The organism is Acinetobacter sp. 8I-beige, from assembly GCF_902505955.1.
Lineage (GTDB): Bacteria > Pseudomonadota > Gammaproteobacteria > Pseudomonadales > Moraxellaceae > Acinetobacter > Acinetobacter johnsonii.
In genome coordinates this window covers 1,229,290-1,253,921 of sequence record NZ_LR732790.1, presented here as the reverse complement: position 1 = coordinate 1,253,921, position 24,632 = coordinate 1,229,290, and the positions used below count along the sequence as shown (strand labels likewise).

At 39.8% G+C, this 24,632-nt stretch carries 24 protein-coding genes and 1 pseudogene; 13 read left to right on the top strand and 12 right to left on the bottom strand.

Annotated features, from left to right (window positions below):
- Positions 1 to 2: 2 nt before the first annotated feature.
- Positions 3 to 722: an SDR family oxidoreductase gene (locus tag GVX98_RS05965; RefSeq protein WP_159127512.1), complete on the bottom strand. Its 720-nt coding sequence runs from the start codon at positions 720 to 722 to the stop codon at positions 3 to 5.
- 696 nt (positions 723 to 1,418) lie between these two features.
- Here GVX98_RS05965 and GVX98_RS05960 point away from each other — a divergent pair.
- From GVX98_RS05960 to GVX98_RS05950, 3 genes are all read left to right on the top strand, one after another.
- Positions 1,419 to 1,688, top strand: coding sequence for a YARHG domain-containing protein (locus GVX98_RS05960; protein WP_004697032.1), 270 nt, complete (start codon positions 1,419 to 1,421; stop codon positions 1,686 to 1,688).
- Between the two features lie 30 nt (positions 1,689 to 1,718).
- Positions 1,719 to 2,132 carry an HIT family protein gene (locus GVX98_RS05955; protein WP_004697031.1) on the top strand — a complete coding sequence of 138 codons (414 nt, stop codon included), beginning with the start codon at positions 1,719 to 1,721 and terminating at the stop codon, positions 2,130 to 2,132.
- 272 nt (positions 2,133 to 2,404) lie between these two features.
- On the top strand, positions 2,405 to 3,502 hold the full coding sequence (locus GVX98_RS05950; protein WP_062032607.1) for a porin: 1,098 nt from the start codon (positions 2,405 to 2,407) through the stop codon (positions 3,500 to 3,502).
- Positions 3,503 to 3,606: 104 nt separating this feature from the next.
- On the opposite strand, the gene GVX98_RS05945 is transcribed toward GVX98_RS05950, so the two are convergent.
- Together GVX98_RS05945 and GVX98_RS05940 are read right to left on the bottom strand one after the other, a co-directional pair.
- On the bottom strand, positions 3,607 to 4,227 hold the full coding sequence (locus GVX98_RS05945; RefSeq protein ID WP_159127511.1) for a YidB family protein: 621 nt from the start codon (positions 4,225 to 4,227) through the stop codon (positions 3,607 to 3,609).
- Positions 4,228 to 4,334: 107 nt separating this feature from the next.
- Positions 4,335 to 4,802 (bottom strand): DUF6231 family protein, encoded by a 468-nt coding sequence (locus GVX98_RS05940; RefSeq protein WP_004697025.1) that lies wholly within the window; start codon positions 4,800 to 4,802, stop codon positions 4,335 to 4,337.
- A gap of 34 nt (positions 4,803 to 4,836) precedes the next feature.
- On the opposite strand from GVX98_RS05940, the gene GVX98_RS05935 reads away from it, so the two are divergent.
- Positions 4,837 to 5,706: a DUF2797 domain-containing protein gene (locus tag GVX98_RS05935; protein WP_004984674.1), complete on the top strand. Its 870-nt coding sequence runs from the start codon at positions 4,837 to 4,839 to the stop codon at positions 5,704 to 5,706.
- A gap of 83 nt (positions 5,707 to 5,789) precedes the next feature.
- Here the strand turns inward: GVX98_RS05935 and GVX98_RS05930 are convergent, their stop codons facing one another.
- The 3 genes from GVX98_RS05930 to GVX98_RS05920 form a co-directional block, all read right to left on the bottom strand.
- Positions 5,790 to 7,655: a SurA N-terminal domain-containing protein gene (locus GVX98_RS05930; RefSeq protein ID WP_159127510.1), complete on the bottom strand. Its 1,866-nt coding sequence runs from the start codon at positions 7,653 to 7,655 to the stop codon at positions 5,790 to 5,792.
- Between the two features lie 131 nt (positions 7,656 to 7,786).
- Complete coding sequence (locus GVX98_RS05925) at positions 7,787 to 8,059, bottom strand: HU family DNA-binding protein (protein WP_004697018.1); 273 nt, start codon at positions 8,057 to 8,059, stop codon at positions 7,787 to 7,789.
- Between the two features lie 168 nt (positions 8,060 to 8,227).
- Positions 8,228 to 8,695 carry a phasin family protein gene (locus tag GVX98_RS05920; RefSeq protein ID WP_004984677.1) on the bottom strand — a complete coding sequence of 156 codons (468 nt, stop codon included), beginning with the start codon at positions 8,693 to 8,695 and terminating at the stop codon, positions 8,228 to 8,230.
- Positions 8,696 to 8,888: 193 nt separating this feature from the next.
- Here GVX98_RS05920 and GVX98_RS05915 point away from each other — a divergent pair, with 193 nt between their 5' ends.
- From GVX98_RS05915 to fdx, 8 genes are all read left to right on the top strand, one after another.
- Positions 8,889 to 9,536, top strand: coding sequence for a hypothetical protein (locus tag GVX98_RS05915; protein WP_087013627.1), 648 nt, complete (start codon positions 8,889 to 8,891; stop codon positions 9,534 to 9,536).
- A 113-nt stretch (positions 9,537 to 9,649) separates the two neighbouring features.
- Positions 9,650 to 10,123, top strand: coding sequence for an Rrf2 family transcriptional regulator (locus GVX98_RS05910; protein WP_004697011.1), 474 nt, complete (start codon positions 9,650 to 9,652; stop codon positions 10,121 to 10,123).
- A gap of 1 nt (position 10,124) precedes the next feature.
- A complete protein-coding gene (locus tag GVX98_RS05905; RefSeq protein WP_004697009.1) occupies positions 10,125 to 11,342 on the top strand; it encodes an IscS subfamily cysteine desulfurase in 1,218 nt (405 codons plus the stop codon).
- A gap of 104 nt (positions 11,343 to 11,446) precedes the next feature.
- A complete protein-coding gene (iscU, locus tag GVX98_RS05900; protein ID WP_004697007.1) occupies positions 11,447 to 11,833 on the top strand; it encodes a Fe-S cluster assembly scaffold IscU in 387 nt (128 codons plus the stop codon).
- A 36-nt stretch (positions 11,834 to 11,869) separates the two neighbouring features.
- Positions 11,870 to 12,190: an iron-sulfur cluster assembly protein IscA gene (gene iscA, locus GVX98_RS05895; RefSeq protein WP_004697006.1), complete on the top strand. Its 321-nt coding sequence runs from the start codon at positions 11,870 to 11,872 to the stop codon at positions 12,188 to 12,190.
- Positions 12,191 to 12,309: 119 nt separating this feature from the next.
- Positions 12,310 to 12,825: a Fe-S protein assembly co-chaperone HscB gene (hscB, locus tag GVX98_RS05890; protein ID WP_004697004.1), complete on the top strand. Its 516-nt coding sequence runs from the start codon at positions 12,310 to 12,312 to the stop codon at positions 12,823 to 12,825.
- Between the two features lie 38 nt (positions 12,826 to 12,863).
- Positions 12,864 to 14,723 (top strand): Fe-S protein assembly chaperone HscA, encoded by a 1,860-nt coding sequence (gene hscA, locus GVX98_RS05885; RefSeq protein ID WP_159127509.1) that lies wholly within the window; start codon positions 12,864 to 12,866, stop codon positions 14,721 to 14,723.
- A 16-nt stretch (positions 14,724 to 14,739) separates the two neighbouring features.
- Positions 14,740 to 15,078 carry an ISC system 2Fe-2S type ferredoxin gene (fdx, locus tag GVX98_RS05880; protein WP_004697000.1) on the top strand — a complete coding sequence of 113 codons (339 nt, stop codon included), beginning with the start codon at positions 14,740 to 14,742 and terminating at the stop codon, positions 15,076 to 15,078.
- Positions 15,079 to 15,152: 74 nt separating this feature from the next.
- Here fdx and GVX98_RS05875 read toward each other — a convergent pair whose 3' ends face one another.
- From GVX98_RS05875 to GVX98_RS16890, 5 genes and pseudogenes are all read right to left on the bottom strand, one after another.
- Positions 15,153 to 16,616, bottom strand: coding sequence for an adenylate/guanylate cyclase domain-containing protein (locus tag GVX98_RS05875; RefSeq protein WP_004984691.1), 1,464 nt, complete (start codon positions 16,614 to 16,616; stop codon positions 15,153 to 15,155).
- 58 nt (positions 16,617 to 16,674) lie between these two features.
- Positions 16,675 to 17,109 (bottom strand): HIT domain-containing protein, encoded by a 435-nt coding sequence (locus GVX98_RS05870; RefSeq protein WP_004696995.1) that lies wholly within the window; start codon positions 17,107 to 17,109, stop codon positions 16,675 to 16,677.
- Positions 17,110 to 17,340: 231 nt separating this feature from the next.
- The gene (gene mfd / locus GVX98_RS05865) at positions 17,341 to 20,799 is read right to left on the bottom strand and encodes a transcription-repair coupling factor (protein WP_159127961.1); all 3,459 of its coding nucleotides are present in this window, start codon (positions 20,797 to 20,799) and stop codon (positions 17,341 to 17,343) included.
- Positions 20,800 to 20,939: 140 nt separating this feature from the next.
- A complete protein-coding gene (locus tag GVX98_RS05860; RefSeq protein WP_159127508.1) occupies positions 20,940 to 21,305 on the bottom strand; it encodes a hypothetical protein in 366 nt (121 codons plus the stop codon).
- 213 nt (positions 21,306 to 21,518) lie between these two features.
- Positions 21,519 to 22,135 (bottom strand): annotated as a pseudogene (locus GVX98_RS16890) (lyase family protein); the annotation flags it as partial.
- 404 nt (positions 22,136 to 22,539) lie between these two features.
- Here GVX98_RS16890 and putP point away from each other — a divergent pair.
- Positions 22,540 to 24,063, top strand: coding sequence for a sodium/proline symporter PutP (gene putP / locus GVX98_RS05855; protein WP_062032755.1), 1,524 nt, complete (start codon positions 22,540 to 22,542; stop codon positions 24,061 to 24,063).
- Between the two features lie 63 nt (positions 24,064 to 24,126).
- Here putP and GVX98_RS05850 read toward each other — a convergent pair whose 3' ends face one another.
- Positions 24,127 to 24,621: an Lrp/AsnC ligand binding domain-containing protein gene (locus GVX98_RS05850; protein ID WP_004696989.1), complete on the bottom strand. Its 495-nt coding sequence runs from the start codon at positions 24,619 to 24,621 to the stop codon at positions 24,127 to 24,129.
- Positions 24,622 to 24,632: the final 11 nt, after the last annotated feature.

Here is a 24,632-nt window from a genome sequence, read left to right as displayed (position 1 = left end):
GATTAAATATTTTCATCTTTCATTGCAGGCATGAGAATTTCTTTAACACAAGATGCATTACTGGTGGAGATGATAAATTTTATGGCTAAGATAACATCGGACAAAGGAATTAAAGCATGATTGGTCTCTGCCAATACAGTTTCGGTTGGAACATCTGCTTCATATTCTGTTGCTAAATACCCTAGATTTAAAACACTCACCCCAATCAGGTCGTTACGCAAAATTTCCCGCAATGATTGAGCAATTCCACGCAAAGCATATTTCGTTGCAGAAAAGACCAACTCTTTGCCATTATGATTATCTACACCCCACGTAGAACCAATCAATATGACTTTAGCGTTATCCGATAACTTTAAATTTTCTATCAAGGACTGAAGAGACTGAATACAGGTATTAATATTTGTATTTAGAATGGTATTTAACTCGGCAGATGAAACCTCTTCAAAGTTATAATTCTCTGTAAAAGCATTATTTTCCCAGATTCCAACATTATAAATAAGAACATCTATTTTCTCATCTTCGACTGCTTTTTTTACTTTATCCACCGCCTCTTCAGGAGTAGATAAATCTGCACAAATCCAATTCAATTGAGCATTATTTTTAGGATCAGTACGGGAGACACCATAAACTTTGTCCTGAGCTTCAGGCACTAAGTTTACAATCGCTTTACCTAAGCCTCTACTTGCGCCATAAATTAGAAAAGTTCGACCTAAACCATTCATATTTTAATTCATCCTTTCATAACGAACTGCATAATGATTTAAACTTAAGTTAAGTTTAAATCAAGCTTTATTCATCATTTTATATTTTACTCGATGGTTTATATTTAGCTCTTAAAGACTATAATTCTCTAATCCACAGCAAATAAATTACATTTCCATAATTTATTTTCCACCCACTTATTTTGAGTAGATCATTGACACAAGTCATTCAAAAATAAAATAGCAATAAATGAAGTTTTGAGACTGTCTAAAACAAGCATGCAAAAGAGTCCATTTAAGACAGCAAAATATCATTAACCGATAATTATGCATATGCGCTTAATTCAGAAAAAAATGAATAACTTAAAAAATTCATTGCTAATCGTATAAAAATGCCTGAAATAGAATTTGAGATGAGGCGAACATTAAAGGTTAAAGAAGCTGACACACCGAAGCAGTGTGCCCCTCTCAATGAAATTTAAAAGTGTTAGAACCTAAGAAAAGTTATAAAAATAGACTAAATTACATAAAAAACTTAAATATCCATTTCTATCTGCTATTTAGAAAGCAATTGATATATATAAATTTTATGTATTATATGCAGTAATTATGAAGTAAAATTACAATTGAGTAAGAACTCACCATTGAATAAACAGAACAAACCCCTATAAAGTAATAGCGTGACTACATACAATGTTACAAACTGAGGAAATTCTCATGAAAAAGTTGACTGTAGCGGTTTTTGCCAGTCTTGCAACATTAATCGGGGCGCAAAGTTTTGCGGCATCACCTGAGCAAGAGTGTCAAAAATTAAAAGATGATCATGATGTCATTTATGCATCTAAAGGTTTCTGTTTTAAGGACCCTGAAGCGAAAGCAAAATTTGGCAATGATAATTGCTACACCACTAAACCGAAATTCTCTGAAAAAGAGCAACAACGTCTTGACGCGATTAAAGAACGTCAAAAAGAATTAAACTGTAAGTAAATCAGTTTAAGCGAAACTTAAGGAATAGACATGGCTTACGATGAGCAAAACATTTTTGCACGAATTTTACGTGGTGAACTTCCAGCCATTAAAGTATATGAAGATGACCAAGTTCTTGCATTCATGGATATTATGCCTCAAGCAGACGGTCATACTTTAGTCATACCCAAGACACCTGCGGTGACTTTACTCGACCTCCCTGCCGATGCTGCTGCCTACACCATTCAAGTGGTACAAAAAGTAGCAAAAGCCATTGAAGTCGGTTTGGATGCCCAAGGCATTGTCCTCATGCAGTTGTCTGGAGCTGCTGCTGGGCAAACCGTCCCCCATGTACATTTCCACCTCATTCCGAGTTCGGTACATGAGCTAGGTAAGCATGCGTTGCAAATGGGTGATCAAGAAAAAATCAAAGCACAAGCAGAAAAAATTCGTGCTGCTTTGTAATTCCATCCATTCAATCAAGGAGCTTCGGCTCCTTTTTTTAGGTCTAAAAATAAATAAGATCAATAACATAAGTCTCCAAAATCTACCTTAACAATTTATCGTGGAAATGCATTTGACATTGGATGGTTTAATATTTTTGTAATATTCCCTTAATATTAATGACTTATTTGTAATCAATAATGAGCGCCAAGAGACAGAAGTCTGATGAATAAAAAGACGACTGAATAACCTTTTATAGACGAATCAACAAAAAGTCTTTCTTGGAGCTACACATGAAAAAAACACTTTGCGCATTAGCAGTTGGGGCAACTTTACTTACACCAGCTTTAGCGATGGCTGCTGACGTAAAAATTTATGGCCGTGCGCATGTTTCTTTAGACTATCTGGATGATGGCGCTGACTATAACGAAGTTGGAATCTCTTCAAACTCTTCACGCTTAGGTTTCAAAGTAGAGCAAGAACTTGAAAATGGCATGACTGTATTTGGTCAAATTGAGCAAGAAGTTAACTTCGCAAGCGGCTCCGCTGATGATAAAGGTGTAGATTTTGCTACACGTGATACTTTCGTAGGTTTAAAAGGTGACTTCGGTCAAGCACGTGTAGGTCGTTTTGACAGCCCATTCAAGGCTGCACGCGGTCCAATCAACTTCTTTGGTGACATGGTTGGTGACGTACGTAACGTAACACGTGTTGGTGATTTGAAGTTTGATGAGCGTAATGACAACACTATTGAATATAAATCACCTAAATTTGGTGGTGGCTTCAATGTACTTGCAGCACTTTCAATGCACAAGGGTACATCTATCGCTAAAGATGGAACAACAAAAGAAGGCGTTGAGGACAACAAAGCTTACGATCTAGCTTTAACTTACAAAGAAGGTAATGTCGACTTTGCAGCAGCATATGAGAAGTATGAAGATAACTCTGCAACGACATCGCAGAATGTTTCATCAACAGGAATTAAAGCTGAACGCGATGCTTTCCGACTAGCTGGTTCATACAAAATCACACCTGATTTTAACCTAGGTGCAATGTATCAAATTGCTCAATACGATCATGATGATCTAAGTGATTTTGATGCTCAAGTATTCGGTATTGCAGGTGAATACAAACTTACGCCAAAAACAGCTCTACGTGGTGAATACTTCTACCGTGATGTCGATGCTGATGATGCAAATTCAAGTTTAGTTGCAATTGGTGTTGAGCACCGCTTGGATAAAGCAGTACGCGTTTATGCCAACCTTGCAACCATGCTAAATGATAAGAATGCTAATCTTACTCCATGGAAAGAGGGCCGCTCATACTCTGTTAGTGGTGAAAAAGACGAAAATGCTACAGCACTTTCTTTAGGTTTCCGTTACGACTTCTAAGTTAACGCTCCCCTAAAAATTAAAAAACACGCTTCGGCGTGTTTTTTAATTTAGAATTTTAAGTAATAAAACAGCCATTCTAGGATGGCTTTTTTATTATGAATTTAGCGCTTTAAGAAACCCGAAACCAAGTTTAATACCTGTTGAATATCCGCGTTGGCTTCTTGAGGATTAGTTTGTCCTGCTTGCGGGGTGAGTGAATCAATAATTTGCGGTAACACTTGCGAAATAGCACTATATACATCTTGTTTAGGTGCATTCGCTTGCTCTGCAACTTGCTCCACCGCGGCATCATCAAACAAGTTTTGAACTTGCTCTGGATTTACACTGGCGTTTTCTCCTGGTCCTGTAGAAACCCAGTCCTCAACCTGACTGCTTAAACCTTGCCCTTTGAGTTTATCTAAAGCTGCCTGCAAACCACCTTGCTGTTGAATCCATGCCAAAATCAAAGGCAGTACCGCAATCAATAAACTTTTTCCACCGCCTGCGAATCCTGAGTTATGCGAGTTTGGCGCCTGCTGCGACTGCCCACCAGTCAAACCACCCAACACCGAGCCTAAAATATCACCCAGACCACCCTGTTGTGTTTGGCCTGTACCACCCGCTCCGAGTTGTCCAAGCACCGAACCCAAAATTCCACCCAAACCACTTTGTTGGTTTGACTGTTGCTGACCGCCCATGGCCTGCTTTGCTAAAATTTCTATAATATTATTCAGGTTCGTCATCACTTTATCCTTTCTAGGTTTTTAAACAGCATACGATGTTTAAAAAAACCCTATAGAGATAAATTGTTAATTTTTGCTATGAATGGAAAAATACAGTCGCAGTCGAATCACCAACGGAATTTATTCCAGTTTTCAGGATTCGCCCAAAATTTTGAATTGAACCAGTCAGGCACATGCTTATAGGTCAAAATATTAAATTGCCATAAAGCAAAGTCTTTACCATGCGTCGTTTTATCGATCAGTTGAGTAAAACCTAAAGCACGAAGCAGTTGTTCATCCTGCAATTGACTGACCACCACAATACGCTTTGCCATCAAATCTCTTAAACGCACCAATAGTTGTGATTTTTGTTGTGAGCTTATATTTTGCATTTCTGCCGTGTCAAAAAGCACAAAACCTAAATCATAGCGCTGGGTAAAAGGCAGACTTAAAAAGTCAGATACGCTAAAATATTGCCATTGAATAGATTGATGATGATTTGGGCTGAGATCCTGCCCAATGCACAATGCAGTTGAAATAGGCTGTTCTTGAGATAAATCGTCTAGCATAGAAGTAATGACGTTCAGTTCAGCCATAACCGCATCCTTAATATTGAGTGAGTAATTCTGTATGGAACTTCAAGGCATTTGCCATAAAATGCATGCAGGTCTTAAGGACCTTAGTGTAACTGATCAACATACACACAAGGCAAATGTTGAATATAAATTTATCCTAGATCGTTCAGAAGTTGACCTTCCTTTTAACTTGGGTCAAGAAATCGAGATTGAATGGACTGGTAAAATCTTTTGTGTTTCATGTGGTACGAAGACTTCTAAATCATTTTCGCAAGGCCATTGCTTTAAGTGCTTTAAAACCAAAGCCTCTTGTGACATGTGTATTATGAAACCTGAAACCTGTCACTACCATCTAGGTACCTGCCGAGAAGACAGCTTCGCGCATGAAGTTTGTTTCCAGCCACATATTGTTTATTTAGCCAACTCAAGTGCCCTAAAAGTTGGGATTACACGGATTAGCCAAATGCCAACCCGTTGGCTTGATCAAGGTGCAACCCAAGCCCTTCCAATTATGAAAGTCGGTTCGCGTCGTCTTTCAGGCCAGCTCGAAATTATGTTTGGCACACAAGTGGCAGACAAAACCGATTGGCGTAAATTACTCAAAGGCGAAGCTGAACCACTCGACTTGATTGAAGTTCGCGAACAACTCATCGAAGAATTTGCACCTAAAATCCAAACCATTCGTGAGGAATTTAGTCAAAATCTTGAATTCAATGAAACGGTTGACCTTTTGGAAACTGAACTACCACGCGAGTTTGTTTATCCAGTTGAGCAATATCCTGAGAAAATTAAATCCCACAATCTGGATAAAACCCCAGTTATTCGCGGTAAGTTACAAGGGATTAAAGGTCAGTACCTGATTTTAGATACAGGCGTGATTAATATTCGTAAATATTCAGGTTATGAGCTCAAAATTCGTGCCTAAGCTTGTTTATCCTTAAATAAAATTTGTTTATCTACACACATAAAAAAAACCTGCACGAATGCAGGTTTTTTTATAGCATGCGATTATTTAATTTTCGCATGTGCTTTTAAGTATTGCACATAATCTTCAGCTTCTTGCTGACCACGAAGTTGTTGATATAACTTCGAAAGCTCAGCCAACTGCTCATCCGTCAATGCACTAGACGTCGTCTTGTTTACGTTTAATACTGCGACTACCACCATTTCTGTTGGCAATAATGCTGTTGTTACAGACCACTGTCCTGTTTTTGGTGCCGCTTGGCTAAATGCCGCACGCTCAACTGCACGTGGTAAGCCTTGTGAACGAATAAACACTTGCGGTGCAGTAAAGGTCAAACCGCTCTTGGCAACAACTGATGCTGCTGGTTGAGTTTTAAAGTCTTTTAAGCTTTGAGCAATTTTAGCTTTAGCAGCATCATAAGCTTTTTGTTCAACCAATTTTGCTTTCACACGTGGTGTTGCTTCTTGAAGCGTTTGGACACCTGCCGCATGATAATCACGTACTTTTGCCCAAACTACATCCCCATTTGGAAGTTGGATGCTGCTGGTCGCGTTACGATCACCATTTTTAACGTCATCGTTAAACAGTTTCACTTTCACCGCAGCATTACTTAATACAGGATGCTGTGTAGATAAGGTCATGCCTTTTACTGTTTGAACTTGTACACCTTTAACTTCTTGAGACACCACGTCTAAAGCATCTGAGTCTACAACCAGTTCATTTAAACTGTTTACAGTATCAGAGAATGCATTGGCTGTTTTATTCTTTTGAACTTCCGCCGTCAAACGTACTTTTTCATTTTCAAAAGATGGCAACTTCACAGCTGGCGCATCAGTTTCAATGACATGGTAACCAAATTCAGTTTTTACAGGCGCTGACACTTGGCCCGATTTAAGTGATGCTACAGCTTGGTCAAAAGCATCACCAAAAGTGCCTTTGTTATAAACTGCTAAAGCACCACCATTCGCTTTAGATGCAGTATCTTCAGAGTATTGAGCCGCAGCTGCTGCAAAGCTTGTTCCTGCTTTAATTTTCGCAACAACTTCTTCTGCACGTTTTTTCGCTTCAGCATCTGTACGTGCATCAGTCGTAATCAGAATATGTTTAACCAAAGGCGCAATATTCTCTTTTTGTGCTTCAACAAACTGTGTATAGGCTTGCTGCAACTCGGCCTCTGTTACAGGTAAAGCAGCAGCAGGTACATTGGCTGGTGTTAACAACACATAGTCAACATCTACACTTGCCACTTGTTTAAACATAGCTGGGTGTTGCTTGTAATAGTTTTCAATCTCTTGTGCTGAAACCTTGACGTTCTTTTTATATTCATCAAGATTTACATTGGCAAACTGCACAGTACGCTGTTCTGTTTGTAAGTTAGCAATTTGTTGAATATCTAGTTTACTCACCAATGCATAATCAACAAAAGTCGAACGCATCATTTTTAATGCATGGTCTTGACGTAAGTTTGCAACGAGCGCATCACTACTCATACCCACAGACTGCAAATAGCTTGAATAACGCGTTTCTGAAAATTTCCCATTTTCTTGAAAACTTGGCTGTTGAGCAATCATCTGTTCAATTTGAGTATCACTGAGTGAAATGCCCAGCTTTTCAGCCTGTTGTAATAACAAAGTATTTGCGATCAGTTGGTCCATCGCTTTATCTTTAATAAAGCTTTGGTTGAGTAAAGTTTCATCCCGATTGGCATAAGCTAAGAATTGTTCTTTAAAGGAAGCGGTTAAGGTCTCTAATTCCTTTTCAGAAATATCTTGGCCATTGACTGATTTTACAGCGTCTTTTGATCCGCTACTAAAATATCCTTCAATACCTACAAGTGCTAAAGGGGTCAAAAACAAAATGAGCAAAGCTTTGCCCAACCAACCCTTAATAACTTTACGAAAAGATTCCATAAGTATTCCAATATTTTATTTGCCCGAGATTTTAACTGAAAAGCAGCAATGAATGAATGTGTTATCGACACATTTTCTAATGTTTAATAAAAAACGCGCCGAAAAGGCGCGTTTAGTATTTATTTAAAAGATTAAGCAACAGAATCTTTTAAACCTTTACCAGCTTTGAAGCTTGGTACTTTGCTTGCTTTAATTTCTAAAGTAGCACCAGTTTGTGGGTTACGGCCAGTACGTGCAGCACGTTCTTTCACGTTGAAAGTACCAAAACCAACAAGTGTAACTGTATCACCAGACTTAAGCGCTTCAGTGATTGAAGCAATTGTAGCGTCTAAGGCCTTACCAGCATCAGTCTTAGACAATCCCCCTTTCTCTGCAATTGCATCAATTAATTCTGATTTATTCATGTGGATCGCGTCCTCTTAATATCGTTTATTTAAGGTCCAAAAATTTAGTATAAATTACCGTAACGCCTTTATAGCAATGCTTTAGGTGAAAACGCAATACTCTGTATATGCTTTTTTGGAAAATAAATCACAAAAAAACGTTGAAAAAGGTACAAAAGCACAACCAGATCACTTTTTATTCACTTTTTCGTTTAACTTCTTATTTTCTTCAATCAAAACATCGATTTTATCATTCAGTTGAAGAATCAGGTTTTCTAAGTACTGAATATCTTTAACTGTGACCAATCCAATCCGGTTTAAAGAGTGATTTACCCCGCGATCTACAATCTTCTCAACCTTATCTTTAGTATCCGTCACCGATTCACGCGCTTTTTCAGATACCTTTTCAACCGTTTGGTCAGCAATCTCAGTGGTTTTAGATTCTAACTCTTCGCCGACTTGGACCAACGAGTCAAATAATTTATTCCCTTCTTCCTCTGCACGTGAAAAAGCACCCAAACCGGCTAACCAGATTTGTTTGGTATACTTTCTAAAATCCAAACTATTTTTACGGTGAAAATGATGCTTAGTTTTTGTTTTTTTTAGTGTTTCATCTTCTTGCGAAATATCATCTAACTCTATATCTGCTTTTTCCATTAGCACCATCTCCTGCATGATTTATGTGCAAAAACATCCAAAAAATCTTATAGATTGCACTATACTAGCAAATATTAGACTTGATCGATTTGTAAAACTGTTCTACAAAGCATCTTTATTACATTTTTATTTTTAAGTCTGAAGTTTTTGCGAGCAGGATGCTCATTTCAGGTCAGGATTTAGGTTACTACTTATGAGTGATTCTCAAAAAGAACACAATCAAACACATATGCTACTCACTATGGTGATGATTGTTCTTGAGACGATCTTTTCTCTTATTTTAAAACACGACCGCGTGGTTGCACTTCACTGTAAAAAGTTTGTTGAGCAAAATATTGCGATTAAAATAAATAGCTATCTGCCTTATTTTGACTTCTATATCACCTTTACCGCTCAAGGTGTTTTATTTGACGCCAAAGCACCTGAAAAACCGGTCGACCTAGATGTACGCACCACATTGATGGATTTAATTAAAATTTTCGTCTTTGGAAACCGTCGTAGTATTAAAACCATGCGTATTGATGGTGACATCACCTTAAAAGATGAGTTCCGAGATTTAATTTTACATTTTAGTGCACCTAAAGTTCTTGCCGATTGGAAAAACTGGTTAACTGAACCAACTGATCCGCAAAATGTAGTTGCATCTAAAAAGCGCATTGCACCTCTTTTAGAGAAAATTGAAGAACAACGTTCTAAAATCAACACTCTACAGGTTGAAGTGAAACAATACAAAAATCGTATTCGCCGTATCGAGCAACGTCAAAAACGTATAAATGTCACATTTTTTGTGTTTTCTATACTTTTGATTAGCTTATTAGTATATAATATTTGGCTTGCATAACTACATAATATTTCAAGCAAATTAAATACGCACAATCCCTATTAAAAAAACTTGACTATTTTAGTCAGGATTCTTAAAATCGGCACATCTAGTCTAATCATGTGTATCGAATCATGCGCTTAACAACTCGCGGACGCTACGCAGTGACTGCTCTACTTGATTTAGCTTTGCAGCCAACTGAACAAACGATCACGCTTGCAGAAATTGCAGCTCGTCAAACTATCTCTGTTGCTTATCTTGAGCAGTTATTTGCGAAATTAAAGCGCCACGGCTTAGTTTCTAGTATTCGTGGTGCCAACGGTGGTTACCATTTAGCTCGTCGCGCTGATGAAATTACTGTATTAGCAGTTATTGAAGCTGTAAACGAAACAGTTGATGCCACTCGCTGTGACCATAAAGGCAACTGCCAAAATGGCGCAATGTGCTTAACTCACGATTTATGGCAAGAACTCTCCCATCACATTGCCGACTATCTCGCTAAAATCACTCTTGCTGACCTTGTAGCACGTGACAACGTTCAAAAAGTTGCCATTCGCCAAAACACAGCACCTTCAGATTCAGCCCTTTTATCGGTAACAGGTATTTGACATGAAACGTCCAATTTATCTTGATTATGCAGCAACAACTCCTGTAGACCCGCAAGTCGCTGAACGCATGATGGAATGCCTGACATTTGACGGCACATTTGGCAACCCAGCATCTCGCTCTCATGCTTACGGCTGGCAGGCAGAAGAAAAAGTAGAATATGCACGTGAACAAGTTGCAAACTTGATCAAAGCAGATCCACGCGAAATCGTTTGGACTTCTGGTGCAACTGAATCAGATAACTTAGCTCTTAAAGGCGTAGCACAATTCTATGCCTCTAAAGGCAAGCACATTATTACAAGTAAAATTGAACACAAAGCTATTTTAGACACTTGCCGTGAGCTTGAGTCTGAAGGTTTTGAAATCACTTACCTTGAGCCACTTCCAAACACTGGCTTAATTACCCCTGAAATGGTTGAAGCAGCTATTCGTCCAGACACTATTCTTGTTTCGCTTATGATGGTAAACAACGAAATTGGTTCTGTGACTGATGTTGCGGCAATTGGTGAAATTACTCGTGCACACAAGATCTTCTTCCATGTCGATGCGGCGCAAGCTGCAGGTAAAGTTGAAATTGACCTTTCAACTATGAAAGTTGACCTTATGAGCTTCTCTGCTCATAAAATTTATGGCCCTAAAGGTATTGGCGCACTCTATGTACGTCGTACTCCACGTGTTCGTTTAAAAGCGCAAATGCATGGTGGTGGTCATGAACGCGGTATGCGTTCTGGTACACTTGCAACACACCAAATCGTTGGTATGGGTGAAGCATTTGAACTTGCAGGTAAAAACTTAGCTTCTGAACAAGCACGCATTCGCGTACTTCGTGACAAGCTTTGGAATGGCTTACAAGACTTAGAACAAATTTTCTTAAACGGCCACCCAACACAAAACGTTGCGAACTACTTAAATGTAAGTTTCAACTTTGTTGAAGGTGAATCGTTAATGATGTCGTTGAAAGACGCTGCTGTATCTTCGGGTTCAGCTTGTACTTCAGCAACATTAGAACCTTCTTATGTATTACGTGCACTAGGTTTGTCTGACGAACTTGCGCACAGTTCAATTCGTTTCAGTTTTGGTAAATACACCACTGAAGCAGACATTGACCATGTACTTACAGTGACGCGTTCTGCAGTGGAGAAACTTCGTGAACTTTCTCCACTTTGGGACATGTACAAAGACGGTATCGACCTTTCTACAGTTGAGTGGGCTGAACACTAATTTTTCCCATTGAAGTCATTCACATACTGGATGACTTCATTGAAAAATCAAGTTTTGACCCCATATTTAATATTAACGCTGACCCCGAGGTTTGGAGACGCATCATGGCTTATAGCGAAAAAGTAATTGACCATTACGAAAACCCTCGTAATGTAGGTGTATTAGACAAAAATGCTGAAAACGTAGGTACAGGTATGGTCGGAGCACCTGCATGTGGCGACGTTATGCGTTTACAGATTCAAGTAGATGACAACGGTGTGATTGAAGAAGCACGTTTCAAAACTTATGGTTGTGGCTCTGCTATTGCATCAAGCTCTTTAGTGACTGAATGGCTAAAAGGCAAAACTTTAGATCAAGCTCAAGCGATCAAAAACATTGATATCGCAACTGAACTTGCGCTTCCTCCAGTAAAAGTACACTGTTCTGTACTGGCTGAAGATGCTATTAAAGCTGCTGTTGAAGACTACCGCAGCAAAAAATCTAAAGCTTAATTGCTTCGCATTTTAAAGAAAGATTAGGGAGTTTTCATGATCAACTTAACCGAAAATGCTGCAACTCATATCAGCAATTATTTAAAAAATCGCGGTAAGGGTGAAGGTATTCGCGTTGGCGTGAAAACTTCAGGCTGTTCTGGTTTGGCTTATGTGCTTGAGTTTGTCGATTCAATTGATGCACATGACACCACCTTTGAGCAGTTTGGGGTGAAAGTATTTGTAGACCCAAAAAGCTTGGTTTATCTCGATGGTATGGAGATGGACTACGTGAAAAATGGTTTAAACGAAGGCTTTGAGTTTAACAACCCAAACAAAAAAGGCGAATGTGGCTGTGGTGAATCTTTCACCGTATAACAGTTCATTAACTTGCTTTTCAACATTAAAACAGTGTGTATCACACTGTTTTAATTGCATTTACATAGAGTGTTTTTGCTTTCGCAATGACCCCCAATTTAGCGCGGAATCCCTCTCCTATGAATCATTTTGAGTTGTTTAACCTCCCAGTAGCACTCGATATTGATTTAGCAACCTTAAAATCAGAATTTTTAAAGTTGCAGCAACAATATCACCCAGATAAAGCTCTCGATAAAGATCAAGCCCTCATAAAATCAAGTGAGATCAATCAAGCATTTAAAGTTTTATCTCAGGTTGATAGCCGTGCAGGATATTTATTAGGATTAAAAAAACAAGATTATCATCTTGATCAATCCATCAATGATTTTGAATTTCTCCAGTCTGCCTTAGAAATCCGTGAACAACTTGATGAAGCACGTTCAGCAGATGAATTACAATCACTCAAATTAGACGTTCAACAATGGATTGATGGTTTAGTCCGCGAATTCAAAATTGATTTTGAAGAGGAAGATTGGGCTGAGGCACGTGATGATGTCCGTAAACTTCGCTTCTTTGTAAAAGTCATGCATGACATAGATAAAGCTGAAGATCGTTTTGAAGATGACGATAGCTTTGATTTAGATGATGAATTTTAACTTATTTTTTAATTTTTGACGCTCAAAGGATGTAACACATGGCTCTCTTGCAAATTGCAGAACCTGGACAATCAAGTGCGCCACATGAACACCGTATTGCCATTGGTATCGACTTAGGTACAACTCACTCTCTAGTTGCAACTGTACTTTCAGGCAAAGCAAAGGTTTTGCATGATGAACAAGGTCGTGTCTTACTCCCATCGATCGCGCATTATGGTGTAAACCAAACCCAATATGGAGACGAAGCGAAACCATTTTTGACTGCCGATCCTAAAAACACCATCGTTTCAGTCAAACGTTTTATGGGACGCTCTAAAGCCGACATTAAGTTTCAACACCCCTACACTTTAGTGGGTGAAGATAATCAAATGCCTGCTTTTGAAACTGCTCAGGGCCGCAAAACTCCTGTCGAAGTGTCCGCTGAAATCTTAAAGCAACTAAAAGATCGTGCTGAAGCGAGCTTAAAAAATGAAGTCAATGGTGCAGTGATTACTGTTCCTGCATACTTCGATGAAGCTCAGCGTCAAGCGACACGTGATGCCGCACAACTTGCGGGTTTAAACGTATTGCGTCTTTTAAATGAGCCTACTGCTGCCGCGGTTGCGTATGGTCTGGACCAAGAAACCAATCTTGCGCATGATCACAACTATGTAATTTATGACTTGGGTGGCGGTACGTTTGACGTTTCAATTTTACGCTTTTCTCAAGGCGTATTTGAAGTGTTAGCAACGGGTGGCCATACCGCATTAGGTGGTGATGATCTTGACCGTTTAATCGTAAAATGGGCGAAAAAAGAACTCAATATTGAGCAGTTCGATGACACTGAATATGCACACGTTTTAGTTGCTGCACGTAAAGCCAAAGAAGCTTTAACCGACGCAGAAAGCGTTCATTTACAAGTCCTAGAGCAGAGCTTAACGCTTGATCGTGCGACATTTGAAAGCATTATCAAAGTTGCTTTAGATAAAACGATTAGTGTGTGCAAACGCGTCCTCCGCGATGCGAAGCTTGAACTCAGTGACATTCAAAACGTGGTTTTGGTCGGTGGTTCAACTCGCTCTTATGCTGTACAAAACGCTGTACGTGATGTGTTTGCTCAAGAGCCATTGTGTACCATCAACCCTGACGAAGTTGTTGCTATTGGTGCATCGATTACAGCCAATCAGTTGATTGGAAACACAGCCGATGGCGCATTACTGCTTGATGTAACTCCGCTTTCCCTAGGTCTAGAAACCATGGGCGGCTTGGTTGAGCGTCTTATTTCACGTAATACCGCAATTCCAGTTGCACGTCGTCAAGAGTTCACCACCTACCAAGATGGTCAAACAGCGATGTTGATTCATGTGGTTCAAGGTGAGCGTGATTTGGTTGAGCATTGCCGTAGCTTAGGTCGTTTTGTCCTTCGCGGCATTCCACCCATGACTGCGGGTCAAGCACGCATTGAAGTGACCTTCCAAGTGGATGCCGATGGCCTACTGACGGTTTCAGCTAAAGAAACAACCTCTGGCGTACATGCACAAATTGACATCAAACCATCATATGGTTTGGCTGATAGTGACATGGAACGCTTACTGCTTGATGGTTATAAGTTTGCTGAAGAAGATAAAAATCTTCGTCACTTACAAGAAACTAAAGTTGAAGCAAAACGCGAACTCGAAGCTTTAGAGCAAGCCCTAAAAGCAGATGCTCACCTGCTCACGAATGAACAACAAGTTGCATTAAATGCGGCCAAAACTTCATTAGAAGCAACACTTGAAACAACAGAAATCAAAGCAATTGAATCTGCTGTTGAACAGCTTAAAATACACAGTGATGCTTTTGCAGCAGCACGTATGAATCAGCATATCGATGCAGCGCTGAAAGGCACAAAACTCGACGACTGGTCAAACTCAAACTAATTTATAGGTAAAGACTATGCCACGTATTAAAGTTCTCCCACATGCGCAAATCTGCCCAGAAGGTGCTGAGTTTGAAGTTGAACAGAATGCGAATCTTTGTGAAAGCTTACTGAAAAATGGAATCAAGATTGAACATGCGTGCGATATGTCCGCTGCATGTACAACCTGTCACGTTGTAGTACGTAAAGGCTTCGACAGCTTAGAAGAAATGAATGATGTTGAAGCAGACCTCCTAGATCGTGCTTGGGGCTTAGAACCTGACTCTCGCTTGTCTTGCCAAGTGAAGTTAGTGGATGAAGACTTAGAAGTTGAAATTCCTAAATACACAATTAACCACGCGTCTGAAAATCACTAATTTTCAAAGCGTAAAAAAGCCACTCATTGTAGTGGCTTTTTTACGACTCTCGCTTTGTATCTCATCCTATCAACTTAATGATATTCATTTTTTTGAACAGGCTCTATTACTTCATCTTCAAGATTGAGTTTGACGATACCTTGCGAGTTGGTCATCTTCTGCTGGGTTTGAATGCGTTGAATCATTTTCTCCAAGACTTGAATCAACTGCGGATATTCAAAATTCTGCACTTCATCTAAGTTCAGCAGTAAATGAAACCCTTTATATTCATAATCAAACCAGCGTTGATAGTCTGATTTTTGCGAGGTATATTTTTCAACGACTTGCCACGTCTTCACAGCACCTTTAATCCCCTTAAGGAAAATTGGTGCTTTCGGTGCACAAAGATAATCATTTTTTACTAAATTATGTGTATCGTCCGAAATTAAGATTTCATCCACTTGCGCTGCACTTTGTAAGCGTGCAGCAAGGTTTGCATCACGACCAACAATGGTATAAGCCATACGGTGCGACGCGCCATAATTCCCTACGTGACAATACCCTGTAGAAATTCCCATACGAATATGCAATGGCGGATAACCCATTTTCACCCAACGTTCGCGCAGGATTTTCATTTGCTGACGCATTGCCATAGCCATTTCCAAACAGTTTTGTGCATCACGCTCTACACCTTCGGAATTAGGGTCACCAAAGAACACTAAAATTGCATCGCCCATGAATTTATCCACAGTACCTTCATATTGCTTCGCAATCTCGGTCATGTGTTTTAAATAATCATTGAGTAGGAATGCTAAATCATCCGGAATTAGGCTTTCAGAAAGCTCTGTAAAACCCTGAATATCTGAAAAGAAAACTGTCAGTTTCTTACGCTTGTATTCAATTTTCGCTTCAGACTCACCCTTCATAATCGATTGCCACAACTGAACTGGTGCATAGCGACTCAGCTGATTGGCAAACTCCATATAACGGTTCATCTGATCGAAATAGTGATTTTTGCGGCGGTATATGTCTTGCATTTGGTTGCGCTGATAATAGCTACCCACGCCAAAATAAGTAGTGAGGCACAAAAAGCCCAATACGATCAGTTCAGTACTGGTAGCCTCGAAATACTCACCAAAACCAAAGACAAAAATAATCGAAATATAAAAGACAACCACCCCAATCAGGCTGGCCAAAGACACCATCAAAAAAGAAATTTTATTACTAATAGCCGTGTAAAGCATAGCAAAAATGGTTAAAAATGTGAGTACGATACTGAGATGTACAGCGGCTAAAATGATCGCTGTAATGACAATATCAATAACAAACATCACACCGCGTCGCATCGTATTATTGAAGCGATAACCTAACCACCTTGAAAATGGTGGTGTGATCAATAACACAATGAGCAACAACAGCGGCACATAAATCTGATATTGCGTATCTGCCATCGTATAATGATAGACAATGGTTATTAAAGACAGCATGCCATATCCCATCACACGATGGAAATACTCAAATTGTTTGGGCTCTTTAGATAACCAATCGTCTAATGGCACTGCTCGTTCCCCACTATGCGCACGATCAAATCATCCCTGATTTGATTTCTCACGTGTATTAGTCCATACGCCAATCGAATGGCATATCACCTTGACCACGTAGTGCAAGCATTAAAGTTTGACGCATATGCGCAAGTACTTCATTGCTATAAGGAACAGCGGGTGTACCCCAAACTGGTTTTGGCCATGCGACGTCGTTTTGATAACGTACAACATGGTGAAAATGGAGCTGCGGAACCATGTTACCTAAAGCAGCAACATTCATTTTGTCAGCACGGAATACACGAGCCAATTGGCTTGATAACCAGCTTGACTCACGTAAAAACTGTTCTTGGTCAGCTTGACTGAGTTCATATAACTCAGTGATGCCTGGCACGCGTGGAATTAAAATTAGCCACGGGAATTGCATATCATTCATTAAGCGACATGTTGAAAGTGGAAAGTCGCCTACAAAAAACGTATCTTGAGCAAGTTGTGGATGCAAACTAAACATATCTTTATAAATGATGCAAATTAGAATAATGGCTAATACTATCACATCCAATCAGAGGTGAATATTGCAAGCAATGTGTTTCAACACAAATAAACTACGTTTTAATTTGAACTACATCACATTTATTACTTTAATAAATTTCATCAAAAAATCAAGTCTTTCTTTTTATAGCGTAAGCCCGCAAGAAAGACCTGATATCTGTATGAAATAACAGCAAATTAAAGCTAAATTTTAATGCAATTCTTTCAACAAACTTTCCAATAAGTCATTGATAAATTGAACCCTTTTTTCATATTCCTCTAGCATCACCATGACCTTTAAGCGCTGACCACCCTCCATCCTAAAAAAGGTCGGGTGTTTTTGCATCATCTGAATAATACTAATCGCCTGAACAGGAGTATCAGGAGAGAATTCAATCGCACCACCATTGGCAGCAATATCCACTTTGGTAATGCCCAGTGTTTCCGCTTTCAAACGCATCTGATGCACAGCAAAAAGCTGCTTCACAGGTTGTGGCGGTATCCCAAAACGGTCAATCAACTCCATACGAATGTTATCGAGTTTTTCCTGACTGTCCGTATTACTAATGCGCTTATAGAACAATAAACGCTGATGGACATCTCCTAGATATTCATCTGGAATCAAAGCCGGCATATGTAAATTGATTTCTGCGGTCAGTGATAGTGGCGCATCGAAGTTTGGGGTTTTGCCCTTTTGAATGGCTTTGGTCGCCTTTTCAAGCATCTCCATATACAAGCTATAGCCAATAGCTTGCATGGATCCACTTTGTTGCTCGCCGAGTAACTCACCCGCTCCGCGAATTTCTAAGTCTTCCGTCGCTAACATAAAACCCGCGCCTAATGTCGATGCCCGCTGAATCGCATCTAAACGTTTTTCAGCATCACCTTTCAACCCTTTGATGGATGGCACCAACAGATAGGCATAGGCTTGGTGATGCGAGCGCCCCACACGCCCACGTAGTTGATGCAACTGCGCTAAACCCAGCTTATCTGCCCGTTCAATTAAAATGGTATTGGCATTCGGAACGTCAATCCCTGTTTCAATAATGGTTGAACAAACCAGCACGTTATATTCTTTATGGTAGAACTGCTGCATGACTTGTTCTAACTCGCGTTCACGCATTTGACCATGTGCAACAGCCACACGTGCCTCAGGGACCAGTTCTCGAAGACTCTCCGCTGCACGCTCAATGGTTTCTACTTCATTATGCAGGAAATAAACTTGTCCACCACGCAGTAACTCACGCAAGATGGCTTCCTTAACTGAATCACCCGTATGTTCTTGCACAAAAGTTTTTACCGCTAAACGTCGTGCAGGTGGTGTGGCAATAATCGATAAATCACGCATGCCACTAAAGGCCATATTTAAAGTCCGTGGAATTGGAGTTGCAGTCAGAGTCAACATGTCCACATCTGCACGCATCGCTTTAATCCGCTCTTTATCACGTACACCGAAGCGGTGTTCTTCATCCACAATCATCAGGCCCAAGTCTTTAAACTGGACACTCTCTTGTAGAATTTTATGCGTACCAATCACGATGTCGACTTTGCCCTCGGCTAAGTCTTCAATCGTTTTCGTATGTGATTTACTGCTGCCAAAACGTGATAAAACTTCGATACGAATAGGCCAGTCTGCAAAACGATCTTTAAACGACTCATAATGCTGTTGAGCCAGCAACGTCGTCGGCACCAAAACAGCCACTTGTTTATTGTTCTGTACCGCTAAAAATGCTGCGCGCATCGCAACTTCGGTTTTACCAAAGCCCACATCACCACAGACCAAGCGATCCATAGGTTTAGCCAATTGCATATCATACAAAGTTGCCTCAATCGCATTGGCTTGATCGAGTGTTTCTTCATAGGCAAAGCCACTGGCAAACTGCATATATTGACCTTGATCTAACTCAAAACCAAAACCTGGCTTGGCTTGACGACGGGCTTGGATATGCAATAACTCCGCTGCTACATCATGGATTTGCTCTAATGCTTTACGCTTTGCTTTGCTCCAAGCATCAGTACCCAGCTTATGCAAGGGTGCCAAGTCCGGGTCACCGCCACTATAACGGCTGATCAAATGTAAATTGGTGACAGGAACATAAACTTTGGCCGCATCGGCATAATCGAGCTGCAAGAACTCATAGTCTTGATCATCAATGCTTAAAGTAACTAAGCCCGCATAACGCCCCACACCATAGTCGATATGCACCACCGGAGCGCCCATACTCAGTTCAGTCAAACTGCGGATGAGAAACTCTTCTGAAACCTCTTGCTGACGTTTACGACGACGCTGTACAACACGATGCTCATACAACTGATTTTCAGAAATGATGCTAATGCTGTCTTTTAATACCAAGCCACGCTCTAATGGCGCACTGGTAATTGCAATGGCATGTAAGGATTTTTGAAATTCAGCAAAATTCTCGACATTAGGAATCTCTCCCAATGTCGCACGCAATGCATCTTTTAAAGTTTCACGACGCCCCGCGCTTTCAGCAACCAGTAATACTGGATGGTTAGCAGCATCAATATACTGTTTAACTGCATGAAAAGGCTTTTCATGCTTAGGATCGACCGCTAAACGTGGTGGAAGTTCAGTGTTTAAATTGGTCACACCCGCTTTTAGATCAAAAGCCTCGACTGAAGCAATAATACGTGGAAAGGTATTGAGCTGCTCTAAAACTTGATTGGTCGAAATAAAAAGATGGTTAGGGGCTAAAATTGGCTGATCAACATTATGGCGACGGTCTTCATAACGTCGATCGATTTCTTTCCAAAAACTATCTAAACCATCATCAACTTGCTTATCTGTAATGACAATGGAATGACTTGGTAAATACGAAAGCAGTGTACTTTGGGTTTCCATCTGCGCTGCACTGAAAAAGAGCGGGAAATAGAACTCAATTCCTGGCGATGCAATTCCTTCTAACACATCCTGATAAATTGGATTTTTCTTTGGATTTGCCGTCGGAAACATTTCTGCATAGCGATCACGAAATATGCTGCGTGCCTCTTTCAGCGGAAACTCTTTAGCCGGTAATACGGAAAATTGTTTTAAGTTTTGCGTAGTACGCTGCGTTTCAGGATCAAAAAATTTGAGGGTTTCAATTTCATCATCAAACAGGTCTATGCGAATTGGTGCGGCTTGACCTGAGGCATAGATGTCCATAATGCTACCCCGAACTGCAAATTCACCATGGTCATATACTGTGTCGACCAAATGATAGCCTGCTTGAATCAAACGCTTCTTTTGCTGTTCTAATTCAAACTTTTGACCAACGTGAATATCAAAGTGTTCTCCCAAAACCCACGAAGTCGGCGCTACACGCTGCGCCAAGGTCGAAGCCGAAATCAGTAAGACACCTGTTTGCGGCATATTGGATAAAATTGCGAGACGCTCAGACACAATATCCTGATGAGGAGATAAACGGTCATAAGGCAGAATTTCCCAGTCTGGAAAAATGGTCGGTCGAATACCGTAAAATTCAAATTCACTTTCGAGTTGTGCTAAGTGTTGATTATTTTTTGCCACAACCACAAAGAGCTTTTTATTTTGTGAACTTAACGTTTGAATGAATAATGCAGCTGAAGAGCCGAGCAAATTTCCCAGCCAACGTTTTTCGCCTGCTTTTAGTTGTTGCACATTCAGTTGGGAGATTTCTTCTTGGAACATGGACATGGCTTTAGCGTTTAAAAACATGCGTCATATACTAGCATGATGTCCTCTCGCTGCATGTTATTTTTCACGACAACAACAACATCAATCTAGCGCTAAGTCCTTTTTACAACTCAAATTTATGGCTTTCAAAAGACTTATTTTTTGTCACGTATAAACTGGTAATAATAGTCATTAAGTAGCTTAATCATTCGCTTTAGCTCAGTTAAGTTTTCTAGATTATTACCTAAACGTGCGACAAATCGTTCATTGGCAATTTCCAAGTCGATCTTTTCATTGATTAGCATAGCACTATAAAAAAGTGCATTGAGGTCATCAAACTGACTAATTCTACGATTTGAAAAATAGACCAAACGTTCAGCATGTATGGCATTTAGCACAATACCTTCGATGATAAAGCCTTTTTCATCATCATATTCAATCTGATTCTGCTGCAAAAAAAGTTGTTCTGGCGCATCTTTCTTTAATTTAAATAATTGGCTTAATTTACTCAGCATAGACATCTAATCATGGTTCTTCACTCAAGCTTATTGTAGTTCCAACTACTACATTTTGTTAGCGTGTATCGGCTAAAAAGTATAAAAGCAGCGCATTGACTACTTTTATACCTATATATAGTTATAAATGTCTTAGCGAACTTATGCTAAAGGTACAACCGTCGGCGTCACCTCAGTAACCAAATTTTCAAATAAAAAAATGTGACCTAAGGGTTATTAAGTCAACAACCCTTTCTCCAATACCACTTGCTGAATTGTTTTGTTTTTCCGCAATACACTGTTTAGCCATTTCATCACATTTCGCATGACCTAAAATGGCTCAAACAAAGTCACAATGCCAACACTACGCATGACTATATCCAAGCATACCTGTTGATTGGCTTGAATACATTTGGTATTTAAGGCTGCAATACCATTAATAAGTGACTAAAACGCAGCGCCGTTGGATAGACATCATTGGTCGATTGAGATTAATTGATATGATCGTTTTGAAATATAAAATCATATTTACCTTGAGGAAGTGATAGATGTTCCAATGCAAGATTGGCCAGCACTTCGTTGCTATTCATTTAATTGAAGTATCCGCTCCACCTTGATAGGCATCTATGGTTAGATGCAAGGAAAAAGCGTATAACCAACTTTCAGATGGTTGGATCAATTGCTCACATGCCACCGCAATGGCCTGCACAATTTCAGGAGAGATTTTTGCCAAATGTGCAGTTAATTTATGCTGACTCTATTTTTACTTACGCCAAAGCATGCAGAAAATGCCATTGAATTCCTATTTTCTAATTAGAAATTTGAAAGTTTTCCAATGCACTCAAAGTATGAATGCCCTAAGAAAGTTAGTTAAATAGTGAAATATTCGTCTTTTTCACTGATTTCATAACTGTAAATACATTTCATAAATGAAACACCTTATATGTAAATGCGCCTATTTTGTAGGTAATGTAATTTTTCGTAAGCAATAAAAAATCATAAATTATAACTAGCCTGCTGATTTTACGAAATAAAAGCTTAGAATTTCATTCACCCTATAAAAAAGAATAATAAATGATCAATAAACAGCATATTTTCAACAACTTATTGTTTAATTTTAAAAAACAATTAATAATTACACAAAACATACAAAAACACATCACAACTGTTACAGAGTGTAATTTTATTTTTATGCTTGAATCGCCGTCTCAAACAAAGCGATTAAAAAATCTCCCAAGTCGGATTTTGCCAAGGAATGCCTATGAGTCAAATTAACCCCACCCTCGTCACATTTTTAGTTTATATCATTGCCATGGTTGGCATCGGTTTGTATGCATACAAGTCTACAAACAACTTTGATGATTACATCTTAGGTGGTCGTAGTTTAGGAAGTGTAGTTACTGCGCTTTCTGCAGGTGCATCAGACATGAGTGGCTGGTTACTGATGGGCTTGCCGGGGGCAATTTATTTGTCTGGTTTGTCTGAAGCGTGGATTGCTGTAGGTCTGATCATTGGTGCATGGCTCAACTGGTTATTGGTTGCAGGACGTTTACGTGTACATACTGAAGTCCAAAACAATGCCCTCACCCTGCCTGATTATTTCACAGGTCGTTTCGCCGATCGTAAACGTATCTTGCGTATGATCTCAGCGATCGTCATTTTAGTATTCTTCGCGATTTACTGTGCTTCAGGCATGGTCGCTGGCTCACGTTTATTTGAAAGCATCTTTGGATGGGACTACACCACTGCTCTTTGGATTAGCGCAATTGCAACCATCAGTTATGTATGTATCGGTGGCTTCCTTGCAATTAGCTGGACAGACACATTCCAAGCAGGCTTAATGATTTTTGCTCTGCTGCTTACCCCAATCATGACTTATCTTGCGATTGATGGTAATGCTGCACAGTTCACAGTCCTGCTTGAAACTGCTCGCCCACAAGCAATGCACATTGTCTCTGAACTCAGCACTGTTGCCATCCTGTCATCATTGGCATGGGGCTTAGGCTATTTTGGTCAGCCACACATTTTAGTGCGCTTCATGGCTGCGGACTCTGTGAAAACAATTCCTGCTGCGCGTCGTATTGGTATGACATGGATGATTTTATGTCTAGGTGGTGCGGTAGGTGCAGGTTTTATTGCGATTGCTTACTTCCAACAACACCCTGAACTGGCTGCTGTGGTTTCTCAAAACCCTGAAACTGTGTTCATGGAACTGACTAAAATATTATTCAACCCATGGATTGCAGGCATTGTTTTAGCTGCAATTTTAGCTGCGGTGATGAGTACATTAAGCTGTCAGTTACTGGTTTGTTCTACAACATTGACAGAAGACATGTACAAAGCATTCATCCGTAAAACCGCTTCTCAAAAAGAATTGGTCTGGGTGGGTCGCTTCATGGTTCTTGCAGTTGCTATTCTTGCAATTTGTTTAGCAAGCAACCCTGACAGTAAAGTTCTAGGCCTTGTAGCTTATGCATGGGCAGGTTTTGGTGCGGCATTTGGTCCACTGATTATCTTGTCTTTGTTCTGGAAGCGCATGACTTTGAATGGTGCTATTGCAGGTATTATTGTTGGTGCAGTAACCGTGATTGTGTGGAAAAATGCATTAGGACACTTAGGTCTATATGAAATTATTCCAGGCTTCATCTTCTCTTGGATCAGCATTGTAGTTGTAAGCTTAATGGGTAAAGCCCCTGAAGCTGAAGTGGTACAACGCTTTGAACAAGCAGACAGCATGTACAAACAAGCAATGGCTGAAATGAAAGAAGAATCTACACAACGTTAATTGAACGTGTAGACCAACAAAAAGGGGCTTTTAAGCCCCTTTTTTTGCATCTCATGCACTCAATTATTTCGACAAAGGTTTGTATTTAAGCTGAATACGAGAGCTTTCTTTGATAACTTCCATCACGGGATAACTGCGCGTTTCTTTAACACCCGGCAGTTGCCACAAGACTTGACCTGAGATTTTTCGGAACTCATCCATACTGGCACAACGAATCTTCACCACAAAATCAAAGCCCCCACTGGTCATATGACATTCCACAATTTCATCATGCTGTAGCACGGCATGGCGAAAATCTTCCAAAACATGTGGCGTGGTTTTATCCAAAAGTATCTCCACAAAAACCACAAAACTGGCATTAAGCATGTTTGGATTTAAGCGTGCTTCATAACTCAGAATAAAGCCTTCCTTGGTTAATTTTTGCACCCGCGCCAAAGCAGCCGTCGCTGATAAGTTCACTTCTTCGGCAAGTTTAATATTCGATATTTTTCCATCTCTTTGAAGAATATCTAATATTTTGATATCTGTTCGGTCCAAGCTAAAAATTGGGCTCGTCATCTGAATTAATC